Raw genomic sequence first — 22,679 nt, forward strand, 5'->3', positions numbered from 1 at the left:
GTCGACTGTCCCGGGGCTGCCCACGGTACTAGACTCGGAAAGGTGTCTGAGCCAGTTCCTGAGTGTGAGTCTGCCTCCCCGTCCGGTCGTTCTCCGTCTGCCGGGGCAGCACAGCGACGGCGGACCGGATGGCGGTCGTTCCTGACCCCGGGGTGGGTGATCACTGCTGTCGTGGTGGTGGCGTTCGCCTATGTGGCTTTCACGGTGCTCGCGCCGTGGCAGCTGGGTAAGAACCATGACACCAATGAATTCAATGACCGGCTCCGCGCCGGACTGGAGGCGGACCCGGTCCCGGCCTCGGATGTTCTGCCGGGAGACGGCTCCAGCGCCGGAGTGGAGAAGGAATGGACCAGTGTCGAGATGCAGGGGCGGTTCCTCGTCGATGACGAGGTTTTGTTGCGGAACCGTCCGGTCGACGGTCAGCCGGCCTACCATGCGCTGACACCGTTCCGGCTGGACGGTGGGCCGACCGTCCTCGTCAATCGGGGGTGGGCGCGTCCGGTTGAGGGTACCGCTGCCCCGAACGTCCCCCAGGCGGTGTCGACGCCGGTGACAGTGACGGGTTTCGTGAGGATGTCCGAGGCCCCGCCTACCAACCAACCGATGACCTCCGATGGTCGGCTGCAGGTCTACAGCATGAACACGTCCATGGTGGGGGATGCGGTGGGGCTCGACCTCGCGACGGACTACGTCCAGCTCGACGAGGCGTCGGTGCCGGTGGCGGACACCAGCGGCGAGTTGTCGGCACTGGATCTGCCGAACCTTGACTCGGGACCGTACCTGTCCTACGGGCTCCAGTGGATCGCTTTCGGGGTGATGGTGCCCCTGGGGCTGGTGTACTTCGTGTGGGCGGAGGTGCGTGAACGTCGACGTCGGCGGGATGAGGTTGTGGCCGCGGGGTCCGGGACCACAGAGGTGGTGACGGACGCCGGGGCAGATGCTGAGAAGACCACTTCAGCGCGGGACGACGACGCTCCGGCGGCGCAGTCGCGTGCCGGCAAACTTGAGGCACGTTACGGAGGATCGCGGACCCGGTTCCATGAGAAGAGGAACGCGCGGGACCAGGAACGGTTCTGAACGGTTCTGAACGGTTCTACCTGGGATTTGTGCCCGGATACTACTTTTTTGGTGGAACTTGTACGGTGTTCAAGTTAGGGTGTGTCCATGGACAACATCCTCACTGCCGCACGCGCCCAGGTTCTTGACGAAGGCCGCGGGCTCGACTACGACGATCTCATCCGCATCCTCAACCTCCCCGACGAGAGCATCCCGGACCTGCTGGCCCTGGCACATGAAGTCCGTGTGAGGTGGTGCGGGGAGGAGGTCGAGATGGAAGGCATCGTCAGCCTGAAGACCGGTGGCTGCCCGGAGGACTGCCATTTCTGCTCGCAGTCGGGTCTCTTCGAGTCCCCGGTCCGCTCCACGAAGCTCGACATCGCACAACTCATCGAGCAGGCGCGCCAGACGGCGAAGACCGGCGCCACGGAGTTCTGCATCGTCGCCGCCGTCAAAGGCCCGGACGAGAGGCTCATGAACCAACTCGAGCAGGCGGTCGAGGAGATCTACGCCAACGTCGAGGGCATCGATGTCGCGGTCTCCGTGGGCATCCTCACCCAGGACCAGGTTGACCGTCTCAAGGCGGTCGGCGTGCACCGCTACAACCACAATCTCGAGACGGCCCGCAGCTACTTCCCGAAAGTCGTCACGACCCACTCCTGGGAGGAGCGGCGTGAGACGATGCTGCTCATCAAGGACGCGGGGATCGAGGTCTGCTGTGGGGGGATCATCGGGATGGGGGAGTCGCTGGAGCAGCGTGCCGAGTTCGCCGTCCAGCTGGCCGAACTCGACCCCCACGAAGTTCCCCTGAACTTCCTGGACCCCCGTCCCGGCACCCCCTTCTCCGACATGCCCGTCATGGACGGGAAAGACGCACTCCGCGCGGTCGGCATGTTCCGCCTGGCGATGCCAGGGACGACACTGCGGTTCGCCGGAGGTCGCGAGCTCACTCTCGGTGACCTGGGCGTGGAGCAGGGGCTGACCGGTGGAATCAACGGTGTCATCGTGGGCAACTACCTGACCACGCTCGGACGCCCGGCCGAGCAGGACATGGACATGGTCGGTCGACTGAACCTCCCGATCAAGGTCCTGAGTCGCAGTGTCTGACCGCGGTACCGGCCCCTTCGACCCGTACACGGGCGCCGACATCGGTCGTGGGGAGGTCATCGACTATTCCCCGGCGCAGAAAGCAGGACTGGACGTACCCCGGTACTGCGGGGTGTGTGGACGGCGGACCGTCGCGCAGGTCACCCCGCACGGATGGACGGCGACGTGCTCGCGGCACGGCACGCTCGACTCCACGGAGTTCGAACTGCGCTGAGCGGTGGGTGCCGGTCAGCCTCTGACGGTGACCCGGTCGCGTGCCCACTCCACGACCCCCGGGATCGCTTCGGCGAGCTGGCGCGAGACTTCAGCGAAGCCGTCCTTGTCCCCGTAGTACGGGTCTTCGACCTCCTTCTCCCCGGCGGGCCCGAAGCTGCGGAACAGGGCGATCCGGTCCTCCGGCACCCCCTGCTTGACCAGGGTCTTACGGTGGGCGCCGGTCATCACCAGAAAGAGGTCGGCGTCCCGGTGCTCGGGGCCGAACTGGGCGGCCCGGTGCCCGGAACCGTTGAATCCGTCCTGCCGCAGGCGTGCCACCGCCCGCGGGTCCGCGGCCTCACCGACATGCCAACCGTCGGTCCCGCAGGAGTTCAGGCGGATGTCCTCGGCGAGTCCGGCCTCCCGGAGAGCCTGTCGCAGCATGATCTCGGCCATCGGGGACCGGCAGATATTGCCGGTGCACACCACGCAGATGTGTGGGCGTTCGTCCGACCATTCCTCCACCAGGCGACCGAGTTCAGCGGCGTCGGCGACGGAGTAGTCGGCCTTCTTGTGCTCCTCCCGTACACCGTAGCCCCAGTCCACGAGGACGGTACGGACGCCGTACGCCCGGGCCCCGTCGACATCGTGGATACGGTCGCCGATCATCAGCAGGTTGTCCCGGTGGGACGGGCCGCCCTCGGCGGCCGGGGTCACCGGGCCGCCGGGGGCGCCGAGCTGTTCCAGTCCGTAGGCGACGACGGCGTCCTTGGCACGTCGCTCACCGTCGTCGGAGGCGGTGGCGATGACGTCGAAGTAGTCGTAGAGGCCGAAGTGCTTGAGCAGTCGCGTCGCCGAGCTCAGGGACTTCGACGTGGCCGTCGACAACGTGTAGCCCTGTTCCTTCCATGAGCGCAGCAGTTCCTCGACACCGTCGAAGGGCGCGGCTTCGAGCCATCCGCCGCCGTCGTAGTGGCTGCGGTAGCTGGCCACGGTCGCCTCGAGCTGTTCCCCCTCGAGACCCAGGTTGCGCAGGGTGTCGACCATCGGCGGACCGGCGATCAGGCGGAGCAGGTCCTCCCCGGGTGCCGGAACATCGTTGTCCTCGAGGGCGTGCAGGAAACTCGACCGAATGCCGGGATAGGAGTCGACGAGGGTCCCGTCAACGTCGACAAGTAGAGTCCTGCTGCCGTTACCTGCTTGCTCATGTGCGTCCGTCACGGATTCCAGGGTGCCAGAATCCCGTGCCGCAGGCTACGACCGGGGTCGATTACCCTTGATCGTGTCCCGGACAAGACAGGGGAGGTGACAGGGGTGGCCGGGCACGTATCGTTGTCGGTGTGAGTCAACGAGCACGTGAACAGTCAAGTGAAGCAGTCGCCACGGTCGCCAGGGTCGTGTCGGTCATCGAGGACGCCTACCCGCCGCAGCTCGCGGAATCGTGGGACGCCTGCGGGCTGGTCTGCGGCGACCCCGATGCACCGGTGCATCGGGTGGTGGTCGCGCTGGACTGCACCGACGCGGTCGTCGAGGAGGCGGTCGCCCGTGGGGCGGACTTCCTCCTGGTGCACCACCCTCTGCTGATGCGCGGGGTCACCGGGGTGCCCGCCGACCACCCGAAGGGGCGGATCGTCCACCGGCTGATCCGTGAGGGGATCGCACTGTATTCGGCGCACACCAGTGCCGACGCCGCACGCCCCGGAGTCAACGACCGGCTGGCGGAACTGCTGGGGGTCACCCCGGGAGCCCCGCTGGGTCCGTCGTCGGCGGCGGCGACCGCGGCAGCACGCGCGGCGCGCGGGGAAACCAGCCCTCCGGTGCTGGACAAATGGGGCGTCACCGTCCCCGTCGCGGACACCGAAACCGTGAAGTCAGCGGTCTTCACCGCGGGAGGGGGCACGACGGGGGACCGCTACACCGAATGCTGCTTCGAGTCGCCGGTCTCCGGGCAGTTCCGGCCCGGTGACGCCGCTTCACCGTACATCGGACACCCCGGTGGGCTCGAACACGTGGAGGAGCAGCGTGTGGAGTTCGTGGCACCACGGTCCAGGCGTGCAGCGGTGCTGTCCGCTCTCCTGGACGCACACCCGTACGAGGAACCTGCCTACGACATCACCGAGACCGTCGGTGTGGCACCGGATCCGGAGGTCGCTTTCGGTATCGGTCGAGTCGGGGACCTGGACACCCCGATGACGCTGCGCGAGTTCACCGCCCGCGTCGCCGACCGTCTGCCGGCGACCCGGTGGGGTGTACGCGCCGCCGGCGACCCCGACCGCGTCATCCGCAGGGTAGCGGTCTCCTCGGGTGCCGGCGACAGCTTCCTGGGGACGGTGGCACAGCTGGATGTCGACTGTTTCGTGACCTCTGACCTGCGGCACCATCCGGTGGACGAGCATCTGCGTGCCGGCGGGTGCGCGGTCGTTGACACGGCGCACTGGGCCAGTGAGTTCCCCTGGTGCTCACAGGCCGCCGACCTCATCGCCGCGGCAGAACCCGGGCTGTCCGCGGACGTGATCGACCTGCGCACCGACCCGTGGACCGTCCACGCACCGTCACCACAGTCTGGAGGACATCCCCTTGTCTGATCCCTTGCCTGATTTTCCGACCGGTTCCCACGCCTCCCGCGGGCGCGCCGCACACATCGTGGTGAACGACCTGATGAACGTCGACAACAGGTGGCGTGCGCTGAGTAGAGAACTCGCCGACGTGCACGATTCCGACGAGGTCCGACGACTCGAACAGGAGGTGGCCGATCAACGACGCGCCAAGGTCACCGCAGACCAGGCGGCCGGTGACGATGAGCTGCGGCTGCAGCGCATGCGTCAGGACGCGGCGAAACTGCGTGCCCGTCGCCGTGACGACATCAAGTCCCTGGGGGCGGCGGTCGACGGTGAGCGTCGCCGCGACCTCACCCATGACCTGGCTGTCGCGGAGCGGCGTCTGCAGGAGGTGGAGGAGGCGATCACCGCCGAGGAGCAGGCCCGCCGCACTGGAGCCGACGCTGACCGCGCCCGGGCCCTGGAGGTCGCCGTCGCGGCGCTCGAGGAGTCACGTCGCAGTCAGGACGTCCGGGAGCGCGAGCTTTCCGGTCAGTGTGAATCACTGAAAGAGCATTCCTCGGCGCTACGTGCCGAGCTGCCGCAGGATCTTCTGCGCCGCTACGAGCGCAGCGAGAAGGAGAACGGCGTCGGGGCAGCGACGTTGACCGGTTCGGTCTGCCGGGCCTGCTTCATGAGCCTTGACCGGGCCTCACTGGCGGAGATTCTGCGGGCGCCGGAGGACAGCCCGGCGTCCTGCCCGGAATGTGACACGATGCTGCTGCCGGACGCGGGGTCGTACACCGACTTCGTCGACCAGACCCACCCGGCGAGCTGATCGCGGTGAACAGTCGGACGAAGCCGGGGTGGATCGGCGACAGGGGAGAGCCGGTGCGTATTCTCCTTCTGCGGCACGGGCAGACCGCGATGTCCGCAGCAGGGGTGTTCTCGGGCCGTAGTGACCCGGAGCTCACGGACCTGGGGCAGGAGCAGGTCCGGCGCGCGGCGTCCTACCTGGCCTCACGTCAGGACGCGGGCGAGGGGATCGACCGCATCATCAGTTCACCGCTGACCCGCACCCGGCAGACCGCCGACGCCGCGGCGCAGAAGCTGGGGCTGGACGTCGAGACCGACGGGAATCTCATCGAAACTGACTTCGGACAGTGGGAAGGGCTCACCTTCGACGAGGTCCACCGGCGGTGGCCCGAGGAACACGCCGCCTGGGTCGCCGACACCTGTGTACCCACGCTCGGCGGGGAGAGCATGAGCCAGGTCGAACAACGGTGCAGCACCCTGGTGGGTGGCCTCGACGGTGCCGGTACCGTCCTGCTGGTCAGCCATGTGTCGCCGATCAAGGCGATTCTGCGGGACGCGTTGCAGGTTCCTTCCACGATGTACTCGACCCTGCACCTGGACCTGGCGGGGTTGTCCGTCGTCGAGTTCTACCCGGGTCACTCGATGGTGCGGGAGGTCAACGACACCCACTACCTGAGGTGAGGGCCGCGGCCCCGGCGGGTGCTAGTGTTGTACCCGTCGAGAGGGCCGGGTGATCGCGGTGCCGGGGACTGCGCCTGCCTGTGTGGCGGCGTCCGCCCGGCGTCGAGGAAAGTCCGGACTCCACAGAGCACGGTGGTTGTTAACGGCAACCCGGGGTGACCCGCGGGCAAGTGCCACAGAAAACAGACCGCCCTGGCCGACCGGTTCGTCCGGGGACCAGGGTAAGGGTGAAACGGTGCGGTAAGAGCGCACCAGTGTGCCGGGTAACCGGTGCAGCTTGGTAAACCCCACCGGGAGCAAGGTCAAGTGGCCGCGACCGTACCTCCTCGCGGAGGACCACGGTGCGGCCGTGCCCCGTCGGCTGCTCGCCGGTGAAGGGGCAGGTAGACCGCTTGAGGCAGTCGGTGACGGCTGACCCAGATGGATGATCGCCGCCGCGCACGGTGTGCCCCGCACGCCGGGCGCGGGACAGAATCCGGCTCACAGGCCCTCTCGGCGCCCTTTCCCCCCGCCGTACGGACCTCGCACGCACCCCGTCCGACGCGGTTACACTGTGGAGACATGAGCGATCAACAGTGGTACTTCGACACGTCCAGCGGTGAGGTCACCCAGGGAAAAACCTCAGGGTGGGACAACCGCATGGGCCCGTACTCATCCCGCGACGAAGCCGAGCACGCCCTCCAGATCGCCAGAGAGCGGACCAGGGCCGCCGACGAGTGGGACGAGGACTAGTAGTACCTGAACTAGAAGCAGTGTTCCGCGCCGGGGAAGGTCCCCTCGGTGACCTCCCGCTTGTAGGACGCGGCAGCGGCGGTGAGCTCCGCCCCGACCTGCGCCCACTGCTTGGCGAATTTCGGGCGGTGCCCGTCTGCCGGCAGGGCCGCCATGTCGTGCCAGACGAGGACCTGGGCGTCGGTGTCCGGGCCGGCGCCGATGCCCACGGTCGGGATGTCGACGGACTCGCTGGCGCGGGCTGCCACGTCTGCCGGGACCATCTCCAGGACGACGAAGTCGGCCCCGGCGTCGGCCACGGCACGGGTGTCGGCGAGCAGCTGCTCGGCGGCGTCCCCGCGGCCCTGGACCTTGAACCCGGAGAGTGCGTTGACCGACTGGGGGGTGAAACCGATGTGGGCGCAGACCGGGATGCCTGCGGCAACCAGTGCCCTGATGCGGGGGGCGATGCGCACCCCGCCTTCGATCTTGACCATGGCGGCACCGGAGCGTCGCATCATCTCCGCAGCGGACCGGACCGCCTGCTCGTCGGACGCTTCGTACGTGCCGAACGGGAGGTCGGCGATAACCAGGGCGTTGCCTGCGCCCCGGACCACGGCGGCGGCGATGTAGATCATCTCGTCGAGACTGATCTGCTGGGTCTGGGGGTAGCCGAAGACCACGTTCGCCGCCGAATCACCCACCAGGAGACACTCGACGCCGGCATCAGAGAACGCCCGTGCGGTGGAGTAGTCGTAGGCGGTGAGCATCGCCCACTTGTCGCCTGATCCCTTACGCTTACGCAGGTCGCCGATGCGGACCTGACGGGTGGGGGCGAGGTATCCGGTGGTCTCTTTCTTGTCAGCCATGTCACGACATTGTGCCACGTCAGACGGGCAGGTGTTAACGATGTGTAACAACCCGTCCACCGGGCCCGGAAAAAGGGGCTGTCCGTCGGGGCGGGCGTTACCATGGTGGCCATGAGTCGCCAACAGGAATACGTCCTCCGCACGCTCGAGGAACGGGACATTCGCTTCGTCCGTCTGTGGTTCACGGACATCCAGGGATACCTGAAGTCGGTCGCCGTCGCCCCTGCGGAACTCGAGGGCGCGTTCGCCGAAGGAATCGGATTCGACGGTTCCTCCATCGAGGGTTTCTCGCGCGTCGTCGAGTCCGACACGATCGCCAAGCCGGACCCGTCGACGTTCCAGATCCTCCCGCTGGACACGGCCGGTGGCGACAACCAGGTGCTCACGGCACGGATGTTCTGCGATATCGCGATGCCCGACGGGGAACCCAGCTGGGCGGACCCCCGCCAGGTCCTGCGACGTCAGCTGAACAACGCCGCGGACGAGGGGTTCTCCTGCTATGTCCACCCGGAGATCGAGTTCTTCCTGTTGAAGAACGGCAACGGTCCCGACGGGCGGCCGGTTCCGGCGGACACCGGGGGATACTTCGACCAGGCGGTCACCGATGCCGCCCCGTTGTTCCGTCAGGACGCGATCTCGGCCCTGGAGTCGATGGGCATCTCCGTGGAGTTCTCGCACCACGAGGCCGGTCCAGGACAGCAGGAGATCGACCTGAGGTTCGCCGACGCCCTGTCGATGGCGGACAACGTGATGAGCTTCCGCTACATGGTCAAGCAGGTCGCCACCCGTAACGACGTCCGCGCGACGTTCATGCCGAAACCGTTCCACGAGCACCCCGGCTCGGCCATGCACACCCACATGTCGTTGTTCGAGGGCGAGAACAACGCCTTCCACGACCCGGACGACCAGTTCTACCTCTCGGGGACGGCCAAGTCGTTCATCGCCGGGATCCTGGAACATGCCCCGGAGATCTCCGCGGTGACGAACCAGTGGGTGAACTCCTACAAGCGGCTGACCAGTGGGGCCGAGGCACCCACCGCGGCAACGTGGGGTGCCTCGAACCGTTCTGCGATGATCCGCGTGCCGATGTACACCGTGCACAAGCCCTCGTCGCGCCGGGTCGAGATCCGGACCCCCGATTCCGGGGCCAACCCCTACCTCACCTACGCCGTGCTGATCGCGGCCGGTCTGAAGGGCATCCGGGAGGGTTATGAGCTGCACCCTCCGGTGGAGGAGGACGTGGCGGGCATGACCCGGCGGGAACGTATGGCGATGGGGTACAAGGACCTTCCCACGGACCTGGACCTGGCTCTGCGCGAGATGGAGAAGTCCGAACTGGTCGCCGACGCTCTCGGCGAGCACGTCTTCGAGTACTTCCTGCGCAACAAGTGGGAGGAGTGGAAGTCCTACCAGTCCCAGGTCACACCGTGGGAGCTCGCACACAACCTGGAGTTCTAGCTCCTGGGGCGGCTTCAGGACCGGCGGTCGGGCATCCACTACGATGGTACGGAGCCCAGTGCGCCACCACGATGCCACAGCCCAGGAGATGAGCCCCCGGTGAATCAGCCGCGAACCACCCGTCGTCGAGTTCCGTCCCCGGTGTCGCTGGGGTTGACCAGGCCATCCGCGGCCGATGACCTCGCAAAACTCGGGTGGGACGACGAGGAGCACCGGCCGGTGCTCAGCGTCCTGGCGTCTACCGGTGACCCCGACCGTGCGCTGAATGCGGTGGTCCGACTGGTCGAGACGCTCGACGGACGGGACAGCCCCGGCAGTGACGACGGCGGCAACGACACGTCCTCGACGGCACTGCTGGAGAAGATCGACGGGGACGCGGCGTTCCGCGTGCGACTGCTCGCGCTGTTCGGTGGTTCCACCCTGCTGGGGGACCATGTGGTGGCGAATCCCGAGATCTGGCCGGAACTTGCCGGCGAGCTGCCCGGCAGGGACGAGATCATGGAGGCACTCACGACCGCGGTCGGGGCGGAACGTGTCGAGGGACATGACGACGATTCCCTGCTCTTCCGCGCCACGGTGACCGGTGTGGACGCCGACCGGGCGATGCGTACGGCCTACCGCACGGTTCTGGCCAGGATTGCGGCGATCGACCTGGCCGACACGTTCGGGGGTAGCGAGCCGACGGGCGCGCCACTGCCGTTCGAGGTTCTCACCGAGCGACTGGCCGACGCCGCAGACGCGGCCCTCACCGCGGCGCTGGCGGTGGCCACAGCCACGGTCTACCCGTCCGGTCCCGTCCCGGCGAAGCTGTCGGTGGTCGCGATGGGCAAGTGCGGCGCGCGTGAACTCAACTACATCTCGGACGTGGACGTCATCTTCGTCGCCGAGCCGGCGGACGCCCAGACCACCCGGTTGGCCGGTGAATTCATCAACATCGGGTGCCGGGTGTTCTTCGAGGTCGACGCGGCGCTCCGGCCCGAGGGACGCCACGGCGCCCTCGTACGCACCCTGGAGTCCCACCTCACCTACTACCGGCGCTGGGCGTCGACCTGGGAGTTCCAGGCGCTGCTGAAGGCACGCCCCATGACCGGTGACCTGGACCTGGGCCGCGACTACGTCGAACAGCTCGCACCGATGGTGTGGAGCGCCGCGGAGCGGGAGGACTTCGTGCCCGATGTGCAGGCGATGCGTCGTCGGGTGATCGACAACGTCCCGGACAACCTGCTCCCCCTGGAACTGAAACTGGGCCCCGGCGGACTGCGGGACGTGGAGTTCGCCATCCAGTTGCTCCAGATGGTGCACGGCCGTGTCGACGAGTCGCTGCGGGTACGCTCCACGGTCCAGGCACTCACCGCCCTGGTGGACGGCGGCTACGTCGGCCGTGAGGACGGACAGATCCTGATCTCCTGCTACGAGTACATGCGACTGCTGGAGCACCGGTTGCAGCTGCAGCACCTCCGGCGCACCCATGCCCTTCCTGAACAGGATGACGAGGCAGGGCGGCTCCGCCTGGCACGCACCGCCGGTGTGCGGGGAGAAGGCCAGGAAAGCGCGGACACAGCGCTGTCGGCCAAGGTGCGCAAGGTCAGCAACCAGATCCGCCAGCTGCACAACAAACTGTTCTACCGGCCGCTGTTGTCGTCGGTGGTCAACATGCCGGTCGACGCGCTCCGGCTCACCCCGGAGGCCGCGAAGCGTCAGCTCGCAGCACTGGGGTACCTGCACCCGTCGCGTGCCATGGACCACCTCTCGGCGTTGGCCTCGGGGACGACCCGCAAGGACCGCATCCAGGCGATGATCCTGCCGTCGTTGATGGAGTGGTTGTCCGACACCGTCGACCCGGACGCAGGCCTGTTGGCCTACCGGAAACTGTCGGAGGCGGCGTTCGACCGTTCGTGGTTCCTGCGGTTGCTGCGCGACGAGAACATCGTGGGCAAACGCCTGATGCGGATCCTCGGCACCTCGCCGTACATCGCCAACCTGTTCATCGCCTCGCCGGAGGCGGTGCGCATGCTCTCGGACGGGGCCAACGGCCCGAAACTGCTGGAGCACGACGCCTCTGTCCGCAGCCACTCTCTCGTCGCCGCGGCGGGACGCCACCGCGACCCGGACGCGGCCATCGCCGTGGCACGCTCGCTGCGTCGGACCGAACTCGCGAAGATCGCCTCGGCGGACCTGCTGGGACTGATCGACACGCCGGAGGTGTGCCGGTCCCTGTCCTTGATCTGGGACGCTGTTCTCGAGGCGGCACTGCGTGCGGAGATCCGCGCGTGGGAGGACGAGAACCACCGCAACGCCCCCGCCCTGATCAGTGTGATCGGTATGGGGAGACTCGGCGGGGCGGAACTGAGCTACGGTTCCGACGCCGACGTGATGTTCGTCTGTGAACCCGTCCCGGAGGAAATGGAGGGAGACGACGCCGTCGACGAAGACGGCGACGGGGAGGCGGGGACCGACCAGGACGCGGTGACCTGGGCGAGTGGAATCGCCAAACGGCTCCGGACCCGACTGTCGCGCCCGTCGCAGGACCCGCCCCTGGAAGTGGACCTGAATCTGCGGCCCGAGGGACGCAGTGGTCCGACGGTACGGACCCTGGAGTCCTACCGCGCCTACTACGAACGGTGGGGGGAGACCTGGGAGTACCAGGCGCTGCTGCGCGCGACGTGGATCGCCGGCGACAAGGACCTCGGAATCCGCTTCCTGCGGACCATCGACGAGTTCCGGTACCCCGAAGGCGGTGTCGACCGTGCGACCGTGCAGCAGGTGCGCCGGATGAAGGCACGCGTCGACGGGGAACGTCTGCCACGCGGCGCGGACCGGTACACCCACACCAAACTCGGGCGCGGTGGTCTCACCGACATCGAGTGGACGGTCCAGCTGCTCACCATGCAGAACTGCCACCGCATCGCCAACCTGCACAACACCTCCACGCTGCAGGTCCTCGAGGAGATCCGGATCGCCGGACTGTTGTCTGAGGCCGATGTCGACACGCTCCGGGCCGCCTGGATCGTGGCCACCCGTGCCCGCAACGCGATCATCCTCGCCGACGCCAAGCGACGCGACCAACTCCCCGGGCCCGGCCCGCAGCTGGTCAACATCGCGGCGGCGGCGAACTGGGATCCGGAGGATTCGCAGGGGTTCTTCGACGACTACCTGAAAACCACCCGTCGTGCGCGCCGGGTGGTGGACCGGGTGTTCTGGGGTGAAGAGGTCACGGACGCGGAGTTCGGGGACTGAGGGAATGACGGACACCCTCACACGGCGCCGGACGACGCGGCTCGCGACCCTTGCGGTGCTGGTGGCTCTGCTGGTCACGGCGGTCGGCATCAATCTCGTCCTCGGCCAGTTCACCCTGTCACCGGCAGAGGTCTGGTCGGCCCTGGTCCACGGCCCCGGTCGGGGCGACGCGGAAACTACGGGGGAAGCGGCCAGGGCCGCGAACGTCCTCTGGCAGATCCGTCTTCCCCGGATCATGCTGTGCCTGCTGGTGGGGGCCGCCCTGGCGGTCGCCGGAACACTCCTGCAGGGGCTGTTCGGCAATCCGCTGGCTGAACCCAGCGTCATCGGCGTCACCTCCGGGGCCGGCGTGGGGGCCGCGGCCGCGATCGTCCTGAACATCACCGTGCTGGGTACGGCGACAGTGCCGGTGCTGGCGTTCCTCGCCGGCGTACTGACCACAGTCGCGGTGTACCGCCTGGCGTCGATCAACGGGGAGGTCAGGGTGCTCACCCTGATACTCACTGGCATCGCGGTCAATGCGGTGGCCGGTGCGGCGATCTCCTTCCTGGTCTTCCTCGCCCCGACCTCGTCACGTGAGCAGGTGATCTTCTGGCAGATGGGCTCGCTGAACGGTGCCCAGTGGAACCAGGTCGCGATCGTTGCCCTACCCGTGGTCCTGTGCCTGCTCGGATCGGTGGCCATCGCAGGACGGTTGGATGTCCTCAGTCTCGGGGAGCGTGCGGCGGGGCATGCCGGGGTGAATGTCGCGGTGATGCGCGTCGCGATCATCGGGCTCTCGACGGCGTTGGCCGCACTGGCCGTCAGCTTCGCCGGCATCATCGGTTTCGTCGGTCTGATCGTGCCCCATATCCTCCGGCAACTCACCGGACCGGCGAACCGCTGGCTAGTGCCGCTGTCGGCCCTGGGCGGCGCGGTACTGCTGTTGCTCGCCGACCTGGCGTCGCGCACGCTGATTGCCTTCGCGGATCTGCCGATCGGGATCTTCACCGCGCTCGTCGGCGGGCCCACCTTCTTCATCCTGCTGCGCCGCATGCTGAAGAAGGGCGGTGTCGTCGGATGAGTGACGGGGTGGTTCTTTCCGCGCGCCGGGTGGTCGTCACGGTCGGTGGTTCGCGGAACGGGCGGCACGGCACCGAGATCCTCCACGGTGTCGACCTCGACCTGCGTGAAGGAGAGGTTCTGGGGCTGATCGGGCCGAACGGTGCGGGTAAGTCGACCCTGCTGGGGGCCCTTTCCGGCGACACCGAACCTGTGTCCGGTGAGGTCCTCCTGGCGGGACGGCCCTACCGGGAGTACGGCGTCCGGGAGGCTGCCAGAACCAGGTCGGTGATGCTGCAGGACTCGCGTGTGTCATTCTCCCACCTGGTCCGGGACGTCGTGGAGATGGGCCGGTCGGCGTGGGTGGGAAGTCGCGGGTCGACGGAACGTGACGACCGCGGGACGGACCGCGCGTTGGTCGACGCCTGTCTGGACGACGTCGGCATGCTGGAGATGCAGGATCGTGACGTGACCACGCTGTCGGGTGGTGAACGTGCGCGGGTGGCCTTCGCCCGGGTGATGGCGCAGCAGGCGCGGTGCACCTTGCTGGACGAGCCGACCGCGGCCATGGACATCGGGCACCAGGAACGCACCATGCGGTCGGTGCGCCGTGTCGCTGCCGGGGGAGTCGGCGTCATCGTGGTTCTCCACGACCTGAATCTGGCCGCACAGTACTGCGACCGGCTGGCGCTGCTCGGCGCCGGGCGGATCGAGGCGGTCGGCTCGCCGGCCGAGGTCTGTACCGCCGAGAGGTTGTCCCGGGTCTACGAGTGGCCGGTGAGCGTGGATGAGATGCACGGTGAACTCTGGATCCGACCGACCCCGGCGGACAGCTGATCCAACTTTCGGATGATCCCGGGTAAGGGTCTCCATTGTTAGCATGGCCTGTACACGATGTTGATCGAACGCGAACAACCGAGGACAGGAACAGAAGCGACGATGGCGACAGCGACCACCCTGCTTTCCGAGCAGCTCCGGGAGGAGACCCGGCAGGCCCATGAGAATGCGGAACACTCCGTGTTCATGGAGCGTCTGCTGGACGGAAGTCTGGACGCCTCGGCGTTCGTCGCGTTCCAGGAACAGGCGTACCTGTTCTACTCGGCTCTGGAGGATGCGGTCGACGCCTGCACGGGTGACTCCCGTCTGGGCGCGGTCGCGGACCGTCTGCTGGACCGCCGTGCGGTGCTGCAGGAGGATCTCCGGGCGCTCGGAGGCACCGTGGGCGCCGCTCCACTTCCGGAGACGGCTGCGTATGTCGCCGAACTGCAGCGCATCGGCCGGGAACGTGACGTCCCGGCACTCGTCGCCCACCACTACACCCGGTATCTGGGTGACCTGGCGGGCGGCCAGGTCATCGGCCGGCTCATGACACGCCACTACGGCGTGGCGGAGTCGGGCACGGCCTTCTACCGTTTCCCGCACATCGACAAGCCCAAGCGCTACCGGGACGCCTACCGCGGTGCCCTGGACGCGATGGAGCTCGATGACGGGGAGCGGCACCGTCTTCTCGCGGCCGCCCGAGCCGCGTTCGCCTACAACTCCGGGGTCTTCGAGGGGCTTCGCAGGGTACTGGAGCACCGTTGGCCCACGATGCTCCATTAGGGTAGGCTCACGAAATATATGTCAGGCAACACAGCGGTGCAACCCGGGACCCGAGGACGGTGATTGACTTGCAGCAGCAGACTTCCAGTGCCCACGTCGGTATCCATGACGGGCTACCTCCACTCGACGCTGTCCGGGTCGGCACCCTCCTGGATGCTGCGGGGGACTCCGCGCTGAACTGTGTACGCCGGTCGACCGTATTCCGGCGTATGGGGGACGGCACACTGCCGTTCGCCGGACGGGCCGCCTACCTTGAACAGCACTGGGAAGGGTTGCGGATCCTGCATTCCGCGTTGTCGACCGCCGGGCTCCCTGCCGACGCGGTGGACGCGGTCTCACGTGCCTCCCTGTGTTCAGCGCTGTCCGGGGCCATCGAACAGTTCTCCGGGGCGCTGGACCGGGCGCACGCCACCGCCCGGTGGCGTGACCGGCACGTCACCATGCCGTCGATGCTGCAGTTCCGTCGGCATATCGCCGAGCTGCAGGACAGCGGGGACGTGATCGGTCTGGTCGCTCACACCTACCTGCGGTTGCTTGTCTCAAGGGCCTGCCCCGCACCCGGGGTCGCCGGGCGTGAACCGGAGGAGTTGCAGAGTGCTGTCGCTGCCGTGGTGCGGGACGAGGAGTCCCTGGAGCTCCTCTCCGAGGAACTCAGTGTGGCGTTGCTGCTGCTGATGCAGCACGGGGCGGACGTCTGCCGCGGCTACCAGGAGAGAGATGCAGACAGCAGCTGCGCTGTGACGGTGTCGACGATTCGCCGTGCCCTGCGGTGAGCGTGACGGCCGACGACGGAATCCGGGTCAGCGCTGTCGCATTCCTCCGCGACGCGCCTGATGCCGTAGGCGGATGTGAGGTCCTGACCGTCCGCAAACACGGCACCCGTCTGTACCAGTACCCCGGTGGGAAACCCGAGCCCGGTGAACGTGCCAGCGCCACGGCGGTCCGCGAAGTCGGTGAGGAAACCGGGATCGACGTCCCGCCGTCCTCTCTCGACTTCATCGGGGCCTTCACAGCCCCGGCCGCCAACGAGGAGGGCAGGGAAGTCACGGCCGACCTCTTCGTCCATTCCGGCGATGCGGACGTCACCCCGGTCGTCGCCGCCGAGATCGCCGATGCCCGGTGGGTGCCGGTGGGGACACCGGACCACACACCTGACGACCCGGATCATCCGCTGGCACCGCTGATGTTCAGGACTTTTCCCTCTCTGGTCGAGGCGACGACGTTCACGAAGCACAATCCGGGACGGCCCGGCGACTGGGAACAGTCCTGCCTGAACTGGCTCGGGGACGCCGCCGGACACGGTGGCGTAGCTGTCGCCGGGGTGCGGGCGCGGACGGACGACGGAGACTTCCTGCTACGCCGGGTCACGTCCGTCCCGCCCGCCGCACCGGCCGCCGAAGAGTTCGGACGTCGGCTGGCCGTGACCCATGCGAGCGGGGCAGGCTCGTTCGGGGCGGGCCCTGCCGGCTGGCGCGGGCCCGGGTACCAGGGGCCGAATGACAGCCTGCTGGAACTGCCGCTCGCCCCGCACCCGACGTGGGGGTCCTACTACGCCGACGTGGTGCTGGCACCGCTGGCACGTCGTGTTCCCGGCGGGATCCGGGGGACGGACACACTGCTCGAGAGACTCGCCGCGGGTGACTTCGATGACGGACGTCCGCCGGCCCGGCTGCACGGCGACCTGTGGTCGGGAAACCTCATGTGGTCGCCTCAGGGGGCGGTCCTCATCGACCCGTCGTCCCACGGTGGACACGGGCTGACCGACCTCGGGTTCCTCAGCATGTTCGGCGCCCCGCACCGTGACCGGATCTTCGACGCCTACGCGGAGGCCGCCGAACTGCCCACCGGATGGCGTGAGCTGCTGCCCCTGCACAGGCTCCACGTGCTCTACCTCCACGCGGCCGTGTTCGGTGGGGGATACGTCGAGGAGGCTGCCTCGACCGTCCGGCACGTACTGTCACTCTAGGGATATGCGACACTGGGGCCATGACCGATCAGACCTCCGAGGTTTCTTCGCTGGCCCGGCTTGATTCGATGCACCGGGTGTCCGGGAGGTACGTGCCGGCCCGCTACGTGTCGGACCTGCCGTGGACCATCGTCCCCGTGATCGCAGCGGTGGTCGCCGCACTGCTCGTACCCGGTCTCGTCTCCACGATTCTCTGGGCCGTGGCCGCGGTACTCATGGTGCTGCTCATCTGGCAGATCTGGCTCATCCCCGCCCAGGCCTCCCGGAAGCGGTGGGTGGAGACCGAGGACGAGCTGCTGATCACCAAAGGACGGCTGTGGTGGACCTTCACCGTGGTTCCCTACGGGAGGATCCAGTATGTCGACGTCACCTCCGGCCCCGTGGAACGGGCCTTCGGGATCAAACAGGTCAAGTTGCACACCGCCTCCTCGACGAGTGATTCGACGGTGGTGGGACTCGCTGCCGCCGACGCCGACGCCCTGCGTGACCGCCTGGCCGTCGCCGCGCGGGAGAGGATGAGCGGGCTGTGACCGGTGACATGACCGGTGACGTGACCGATGACATCGCCGACGGCCAGTGGCGTCGTGTCCACCCGCTGAGCCCACTGCTGCGCATGTGGGCGGTCCTCGTCGGTATCGTCGCCGTCATCGCCGCCCAGCAGGCGGAGACCCTGGGGAGACTACGCGACCTGCTGGAGGATTCCCCGCTGCCCACGGGGCTGGTCGTCGTGGCGGTCCTCGTGGCGATTCCGGTCGTCTTCCTCATCGGCTGGGTCGTCTCACTGCCGTGGTGGAGGGCCGCCGGTTACCGGATCGACGGGGAGGAGATCGCTGTCCGACGGGGAGTGGTCTCCCGACAGCTACGGACCGCGCGCTTCGACCGCGTCCACGCCGTCGACCTGGTCGAGCCGCTCGCACCCCGCCTGTTCCGCCTGGCGGGGGTCAAAGTGGAGACAGCCGGAGGCTCCGGGAGCTCAGTCGCGGTCGAGTACCTCCCGCGCCAGGATGCTGAGGACCTGCGGTCCCACCTGCTCAGCCTGGTCCACGGCGTTCCCGGACAGTCGGACCACGGGGATGATGCGACGGAGGACCACGGCAGTGCCGTCGTCCCCATGATCCCGATCACCCGCTCCCTCGTGGCGGCGGCGCTGTCCGGTGCCACCGTGCTGGTGGTGGCGGGCGCTGCCGTCGCTCTCGCGACCCCCGCCGGACTGGCGGTCCTCCTGCCGGTCCTGGCGGGTGCCGTGCCCTGGGTCTGGGGAGTGCTGAACACCAGTTGGCGGTTCACCGCCACCCTGGACGGGGAAGTCCTGGGAATCACCTTCGGCCTGACGGAACGACGCCGGCAATCCGTCCCTCTGGCACGGGTTCACGCGGTGGAGGTGTCGCAGCCCGTGGCCTGGCGGCTGCTCGGCTGGTGGAAAGTCCGGGTTGACGTGGCAGGATACGGTGCGGAGTCTTCGTCGGACGGCTCGACGAGCACCGTTCTCCCGGTCGGTGACCTGTCCCTTGCCCTCCATGTTCTCGAGACACTCACGCCGCTCGACAGCCCGGCCATTGCCGCAGTGGCGCATCCGGAGGGACGCGCCCGCGACGGCTTCCCGACCGCACACACCTACCTGAGCCCACGGAATGCCCGCTGGGTGTCGCCCGTGGACCGCACACGCCAAGGCACCACCCTGGTCTCGGATCCCGGGGGTGGCGGCCAGCTGACGGCGGTCGTCTCCCACCACGGGTTGTTCCGCCGCGCCGTGTCCGTGATCTCCCCGGCACATATCCAGGAACTCAGCTACCGGCGGGGACCGGTGCAGAAAGCGCTGGGTCTCGCGGGGGTGCGCTTCGACCTCGTACCGGGGCCGGTGTCGATGTCGGGGCGCGATCTCACGACCGCGGACGCGGTCGACCTCGTCACCCGGCTGCGTGCCCGGCGTCTTCCCGAACCGGAGACTCCCGCCGTCCGTCCGGAGTGAAGGCCCACCAGACGCAGGTGGCGGCCAGAATGACGACCGCCACATTGCGCAGCAGCAGTGCAACCGCGGCGACCAGGTACGGCGGGTTGAAGATCAGCCAGTCGTAGAAGACGGGGTAGACCAGCGTAGTCAGCACCGCCGAGAGCAGAATCTCCACCGCAATCACGGTGACGACACGTCGGCGGGACGTCAGCAGAGCGACAGCCACGACCGGGGCCACCCATGCCAGGTACTGCGGCGAGAAGACCTTGTTGGTCACGATGATCAGCATGATCAGGGCCACACTGAATGACACCGCACGCACCGGTGTCCAGTCGTCCCGCCACAGTCGTGCCACGGCCCAGACCACGGCGGTGACGATCGTCGCCGCCGTCAGCAGGGTCATCACCGTCAGGGTGACGTCGATGCCGGGCCCGGCGATCTCATAACTCTTGGAAGCCGCGTAGCTGATGGACCAGGGCGTGCCACCGTCTCCGCGTGCCAGCGCCGAGGCGAGGATCCACGGTGTCGCGGCGATGGATTCGACCTGCAGGCCCCGGTCCCCCTGGTAGGTCAGTGGAGAGATGAGACGGTCGACACCGCCGACGAGTACGACGACCAGGCACAGCACCGCCAGCGAACCGAAGAACCAGCACACCCGCGCCCACGTCGACGCCCGGCGGATTCCGCCGACCAGGGCAGCTCCGAGTACACCGGGCCACAGCTTCATCATCGTCGCTGCGGCCAGCAGCACCGTCGCCAGGCGTGACCGGCGGGATCCGGCCAGCAGCAGCGCTGCGAAACCGGCGACGAGCAGGCCCGGGAAGATATCCAGGCGGGTGAGGAAGATCGGCCCGGACAGACCGGCGAAAAGGATCCAGAACCAGGCGGGCCAGGCGTCCTCCCCCGTGCCCGACCGCCACAGATACCAGGTGAAGAGAGCGGAGAGCAGCACGGACAGACTGATGAAGCCGACCACGAACGCGTCCTCCGTGCCGGTGTCGGCACGCTGTCCGCCGAGTGTGGAGACCCGCTCGACGAGACGTGCGGGCCAGGTGCCGACCTCGGGATACTCGTCCATGGCACCGGCATCGATCCCGGTGAGTCCCCTGAAGTAGTAGCGGATGTCGCCGGTGGAGGTCCCCGCCGAGAGAATCCATGCGACGGGAACCAGGTGGGCGATGAGCCAGCCGACCGCGACGACGGCGGGGTGGGTCGACCACCGCCGCCGGGGGGTCGGAAGGGCTGCGGCCGCTGAGCTCGTGGATGTCACAGACTCGAATCCTATCGGAGACGACATGTGCCCCGGTGCCCCCGGCCGTCCGGCGACACGCCCGTGGCGTATAAGTTGTTGTGAATGGAACTTATACTGCTGGTCTTCGTCACGATCCTCATCGGGTCCTGCATGCAGCGGGTCTCCGGTATGGGGGTCGGGCTGATCGGTGGCCCGGTGCTCAGCATCGCCATCGGCCCGGTCGAAGGCATCATGGTGATCAACGTGCTCGCGGCGATCAACGCCGCGATGTCCACGATGACCGTGCGCAGGGACGTCGACTGGGGGAAATTCGCCCTGATCGGTTCCGTGATGGTGCTGGGGGCGGTTCCCGGCACCTGGCTGATCCACGTGATGTCGCCTGCGGTGCTGCAGATTGTCGTCGGGGCACTGCTGTTGATCGCCCTCGGGGTCACCAGTTTCGGCAAACGGTACATCCCCGCTGTCTCGGGAAAACTTCCGGCGGCGGTGTCGGGTGTGATCGGAGGATTCAGCAACACCTTGGCCGGTGTGGCGGGACCGGTGATCACGGTGTACGCCCAGGCCTCGCGCTGGGACCAGCGGACCTTCGCCGCGACGCTGCAGCCCCTGTTCATCGTCTCCGGGCTGGTCAGTTTCGCCATCAAGTACTTCACGGGGGCGGGCGACATCTCCAGCGAACCCTGGGGTATCTGGCCGGCGGCGATGGTGGCGATGGTTATCGGCATCGCCGCGGGAATGGTGTTCAGCCGCCGGATTGAGCGGGAGAAGGCACGGGTGCTCGCCGTGGCGATGGCAGCGCTGGGAGGAGTGACGGTACTGGTGCGGGGGATTCTGTCACTCCTGTGACCGGGGCGGGAGGCATTGCAGGAGGTACCGGGGTCTAAGGTGGGCATACGTGCCCGACTCCACTGCGAAAGTACCTGCTCCTTCTGACCGCCTCAGCCGCCGCGCGTTGATGGTGTGGTTCGCCGGTGTCATCGCCTACATCCTGGCGATCACCGGGCGGACGTCGATGGGTGTCGCCGGGGTCGAGGCCATGGACCATTTCCAGATCGACGCGTCGCGGCTCGCGGTCTTCACCTCCGTCCAGGTCGGTGTCTACGCCTGTGCCCAGATACCGATGGGCATGCTCATCGACCGGTTCGGTGCGCGACGGATGCTCGTCGTCGGGGCACTGATGATGGGGACCGGTCAGGTACTGCTCGGCGTGACGTCCTCGTTCCCCGTGGCGATCCTGGCCCGGGTGATTGTCGGGACGGCGGACGCGACGGCGTTTCTGTCGGTCATGCGTATCCTGCCCGCCTGGATACCGATCCGTAAGACGCCGGTCTTCACCCAGCTGACCGGGGGACTGGGCTACGTCGGACAGTTCATGTCCGCCGTGCCGTTCTCAATGCTGCTGCATTCCCAGGGGTGGGCGACGGCATTCATCTCGTTGGGGGCGGGCAGCGTCCTGGTGGCACTGTTCACCTGGATTGTCGTCGCCGACTCACCCGACCCGACTCCTGCGGCGTCCTCCGGAAGACCTGCGGAGCCCCGGAGCGGTATCGGTGCGACGTTGTTCTTCGTCGTCCGCCAGCCGGCCTGCTGGCTGGGGTTCTTCATACACTTCACGCTGATGAGCCAGGTGGTCTTCACACTGTTGTGGGGAGTGCCGTTGATGACCCTGGGAATGGGCCTCACCGAGTCGCAGGCCTCGGCGATCCTGGTGGTGAACATGGTCGTCAGCGTTCTCGTCGGGCCGCTGATGGGGGTCGTGTCGGCACGGGCGGGCCGACGGCGTCCCGAAGTCGTGATGGTGGCGACGCTCATCGTCGCGGCATCCTGGGTGGTGTTCTTCATATCGCCGGATCCCCGCAGTTTCGCGGCCGTGGCGGTCATCAATGTCATCGTGCCGGCGCTGGCCCCTGCCGCGAACTACGGATTCGACACCGTCCGTGAGGAAGTCGACCGTCGCTTCACCGCCACGGCGACTGGCCTGTCCAACATGGGAGGTTTCCTCGCGGCGATGGTCGCAGCGCAGGCGGCCGGTTTCGTGCTCGACGCCGTGTCTGACGGAGGCGACTACACCTGGGCCGATTTCCGGGTCGCGTGGTGCGCGCTCGGGGTGGTCTGGGTCTTCGGGTTCATCGGACTGTTGGTCAGCAGGGTGAAAATGCAGCGGTGGCGTATGGTCGAGGACAACCGGGCCGACCCGTGA

At 67.6% G+C, this 22,679-nt stretch carries 21 protein-coding genes and 1 other RNA gene; 19 read left to right on the forward strand and 3 right to left on the reverse strand.

Features of this window, described 5'->3' with window-relative positions:
- The first annotated feature begins 42 nt into the window (after positions 1 to 42).
- The 3 genes from FS507_RS06715 (at position 43) to bsaP (ending at position 2,377) form a co-directional block, all read left to right on the forward strand.
- Positions 43 to 1,077: an SURF1 family cytochrome oxidase biogenesis protein gene (locus FS507_RS06715; protein ID WP_145942015.1), complete on the forward strand. Its 1,035-nt coding sequence runs from the start codon at positions 43 to 45 to the stop codon at positions 1,075 to 1,077.
- 87 nt (positions 1,078 to 1,164) lie between these two features.
- A complete protein-coding gene (gene bioB / locus FS507_RS06720; RefSeq protein ID WP_145942016.1) occupies positions 1,165 to 2,163 on the forward strand; it encodes a biotin synthase BioB in 999 nt (332 codons plus the stop codon).
- Entirely contained in the window at positions 2,156 to 2,377 is a 222-nt protein-coding gene (gene bsaP / locus FS507_RS06725) for a biotin synthase auxiliary protein BsaP (protein ID WP_145942017.1), read from the forward strand. The genes bioB and bsaP overlap by 8 nt, the downstream gene beginning before the upstream one ends.
- Positions 2,378 to 2,391: 14 nt before the next feature.
- Here the strand turns inward: bsaP and FS507_RS06730 are convergent, their stop codons facing one another.
- Positions 2,392 to 3,579, reverse strand: a complete 1,188-nt coding sequence (locus FS507_RS06730) for an arsenate reductase/protein-tyrosine-phosphatase family protein (protein ID WP_145942018.1) — start codon at positions 3,577 to 3,579, stop codon at positions 2,392 to 2,394.
- Between the two features lie 119 nt (positions 3,580 to 3,698).
- Here FS507_RS06730 and FS507_RS06735 point away from each other — a divergent pair, with 119 nt between their 5' ends.
- The 5 genes from FS507_RS06735 (at position 3,699) to FS507_RS06755 (ending at position 7,124) form a co-directional block, all read left to right on the forward strand.
- Complete coding sequence (locus tag FS507_RS06735; RefSeq protein WP_145942019.1) at positions 3,699 to 4,943, forward strand: Nif3-like dinuclear metal center hexameric protein; 1,245 nt, start codon at positions 3,699 to 3,701, stop codon at positions 4,941 to 4,943.
- A complete protein-coding gene (locus tag FS507_RS06740; protein WP_145942020.1) occupies positions 4,936 to 5,733 on the forward strand; it encodes a zinc ribbon domain-containing protein in 798 nt (265 codons plus the stop codon). Before FS507_RS06735 ends, FS507_RS06740 begins: the two co-directional genes overlap by 8 nt.
- A gap of 53 nt (positions 5,734 to 5,786) precedes the next feature.
- On the forward strand, positions 5,787 to 6,392 hold the full coding sequence (locus FS507_RS06745) for a histidine phosphatase family protein (RefSeq protein WP_260853198.1): 606 nt from the start codon (positions 5,787 to 5,789) through the stop codon (positions 6,390 to 6,392).
- A gap of 37 nt (positions 6,393 to 6,429) precedes the next feature.
- Positions 6,430 to 6,891, forward strand: an RNA gene (rnpB, locus tag FS507_RS06750) — RNase P RNA component class A.
- Between the two features lie 62 nt (positions 6,892 to 6,953).
- Positions 6,954 to 7,124, forward strand: coding sequence for an SPOR domain-containing protein (locus tag FS507_RS06755; RefSeq protein WP_145942021.1), 171 nt, complete (start codon positions 6,954 to 6,956; stop codon positions 7,122 to 7,124).
- Between the two features lie 11 nt (positions 7,125 to 7,135).
- Here FS507_RS06755 and panB read toward each other — a convergent pair whose 3' ends face one another.
- Positions 7,136 to 7,972 carry a 3-methyl-2-oxobutanoate hydroxymethyltransferase gene (gene panB / locus FS507_RS06760; protein WP_145942022.1) on the reverse strand — a complete coding sequence of 279 codons (837 nt, stop codon included), beginning with the start codon at positions 7,970 to 7,972 and terminating at the stop codon, positions 7,136 to 7,138.
- Positions 7,973 to 8,083: 111 nt separating this feature from the next.
- Between panB and FS507_RS06765 the strand changes: the two genes are divergently transcribed.
- The 9 genes from FS507_RS06765 to FS507_RS06805 all read left to right on the forward strand — a co-directional run bounded on the left by FS507_RS06765 (position 8,084) and on the right by FS507_RS06805 (position 19,245).
- Positions 8,084 to 9,430 (forward strand): glutamine synthetase family protein, encoded by a 1,347-nt coding sequence (locus tag FS507_RS06765; RefSeq protein WP_145942023.1) that lies wholly within the window; start codon positions 8,084 to 8,086, stop codon positions 9,428 to 9,430.
- A 99-nt stretch (positions 9,431 to 9,529) separates the two neighbouring features.
- A complete protein-coding gene (locus tag FS507_RS06770) occupies positions 9,530 to 12,667 on the forward strand; it encodes a bifunctional [glutamine synthetase] adenylyltransferase/[glutamine synthetase]-adenylyl-L-tyrosine phosphorylase (protein WP_145942024.1) in 3,138 nt (1,045 codons plus the stop codon).
- A gap of 4 nt (positions 12,668 to 12,671) precedes the next feature.
- Positions 12,672 to 13,730: a FecCD family ABC transporter permease gene (locus tag FS507_RS06775; RefSeq protein WP_145942025.1), complete on the forward strand. Its 1,059-nt coding sequence runs from the start codon at positions 12,672 to 12,674 to the stop codon at positions 13,728 to 13,730.
- Positions 13,727 to 14,545: a heme ABC transporter ATP-binding protein gene (locus FS507_RS06780; RefSeq protein ID WP_145942026.1), complete on the forward strand. Its 819-nt coding sequence runs from the start codon at positions 13,727 to 13,729 to the stop codon at positions 14,543 to 14,545. Before FS507_RS06775 ends, FS507_RS06780 begins: the two co-directional genes overlap by 4 nt.
- 102 nt (positions 14,546 to 14,647) lie before the next feature.
- A complete protein-coding gene (locus FS507_RS06785) occupies positions 14,648 to 15,310 on the forward strand; it encodes a heme oxygenase (biliverdin-producing) (RefSeq protein WP_145942058.1) in 663 nt (220 codons plus the stop codon).
- 68 nt (positions 15,311 to 15,378) lie between these two features.
- On the forward strand, positions 15,379 to 16,083 hold the full coding sequence (locus FS507_RS06790) for a hypothetical protein (protein WP_145942027.1): 705 nt from the start codon (positions 15,379 to 15,381) through the stop codon (positions 16,081 to 16,083).
- 2 nt (positions 16,084 to 16,085) lie between these two features.
- Positions 16,086 to 17,276, forward strand: coding sequence for a fructosamine kinase family protein (locus FS507_RS06795; protein ID WP_145942028.1), 1,191 nt, complete (start codon positions 16,086 to 16,088; stop codon positions 17,274 to 17,276).
- Positions 17,277 to 17,296: 20 nt separating this feature from the next.
- The gene (locus FS507_RS06800) at positions 17,297 to 17,806 is read left to right on the forward strand and encodes a PH domain-containing protein (protein WP_440130340.1); all 510 of its coding nucleotides are present in this window, start codon (positions 17,297 to 17,299) and stop codon (positions 17,804 to 17,806) included.
- Positions 17,803 to 19,245, forward strand: a complete 1,443-nt coding sequence (locus tag FS507_RS06805) for a PH domain-containing protein (protein WP_260853200.1) — start codon at positions 17,803 to 17,805, stop codon at positions 19,243 to 19,245. The genes FS507_RS06800 and FS507_RS06805 overlap by 4 nt, the downstream gene beginning before the upstream one ends.
- Here FS507_RS06805 and FS507_RS06810 read toward each other — a convergent pair.
- The gene (locus FS507_RS06810) at positions 19,184 to 20,497 is read right to left on the reverse strand and encodes a glycosyltransferase 87 family protein (protein WP_260853201.1); all 1,314 of its coding nucleotides are present in this window, start codon (positions 20,495 to 20,497) and stop codon (positions 19,184 to 19,186) included. The genes FS507_RS06805 and FS507_RS06810 overlap by 62 nt on opposite strands.
- Before the next feature lie 84 nt (positions 20,498 to 20,581).
- Between FS507_RS06810 and FS507_RS06815 the strand changes: the two genes are divergently transcribed.
- Both FS507_RS06815 and FS507_RS06820 read left to right on the forward strand, forming a co-directional pair.
- Positions 20,582 to 21,325, forward strand: coding sequence for a sulfite exporter TauE/SafE family protein (locus FS507_RS06815; protein ID WP_145942030.1), 744 nt, complete (start codon positions 20,582 to 20,584; stop codon positions 21,323 to 21,325).
- Between the two features lie 49 nt (positions 21,326 to 21,374).
- On the forward strand, positions 21,375 to 22,679 hold the full coding sequence (locus FS507_RS06820) for an MFS transporter (protein ID WP_313958073.1): 1,305 nt from the start codon (positions 21,375 to 21,377) through the stop codon (positions 22,677 to 22,679).

The organism is Corynebacterium glyciniphilum AJ 3170, from assembly GCF_007673095.1.
Classification (GTDB): domain Bacteria; phylum Actinomycetota; class Actinomycetes; order Mycobacteriales; family Mycobacteriaceae; genus Corynebacterium.

Bases quoted from the DNA above. Each gene is read 5' to 3' on its own strand.
- bioB (WP_145942016.1), top strand. From the start codon at position 1,165: ATGGACAACATCCTCACTGCCGCACGCGCCCAGGTTCTTGACGAAGGC.
- FS507_RS06800 (WP_440130340.1), top strand. From the start codon at position 17,297: ATGACCGATCAGACCTCCGAGGTTTCTTCGCTGGCCCGGCTTGATTCG.
- FS507_RS06780 (WP_145942026.1), top strand. From the start codon at position 13,727: ATGAGTGACGGGGTGGTTCTTTCCGCGCGCCGGGTGGTCGTCACGGTC.
- FS507_RS06755 (WP_145942021.1), top strand. From the start codon at position 6,954: ATGAGCGATCAACAGTGGTACTTCGACACGTCCAGCGGTGAGGTCACC.
- panB (WP_145942022.1), bottom strand. From the start codon at position 7,972: ATGGCTGACAAGAAAGAGACCACCGGATACCTCGCCCCCACCCGTCAG.
- FS507_RS06785 (WP_145942058.1), top strand. From the start codon at position 14,648: ATGGCGACAGCGACCACCCTGCTTTCCGAGCAGCTCCGGGAGGAGACC.
- FS507_RS06815 (WP_145942030.1), top strand. From the start codon at position 20,582: ATGGAACTTATACTGCTGGTCTTCGTCACGATCCTCATCGGGTCCTGC.
- FS507_RS06765 (WP_145942023.1), top strand. From the start codon at position 8,084: ATGAGTCGCCAACAGGAATACGTCCTCCGCACGCTCGAGGAACGGGAC.
- FS507_RS06775 (WP_145942025.1), top strand. From the start codon at position 12,672: ATGACGGACACCCTCACACGGCGCCGGACGACGCGGCTCGCGACCCTT.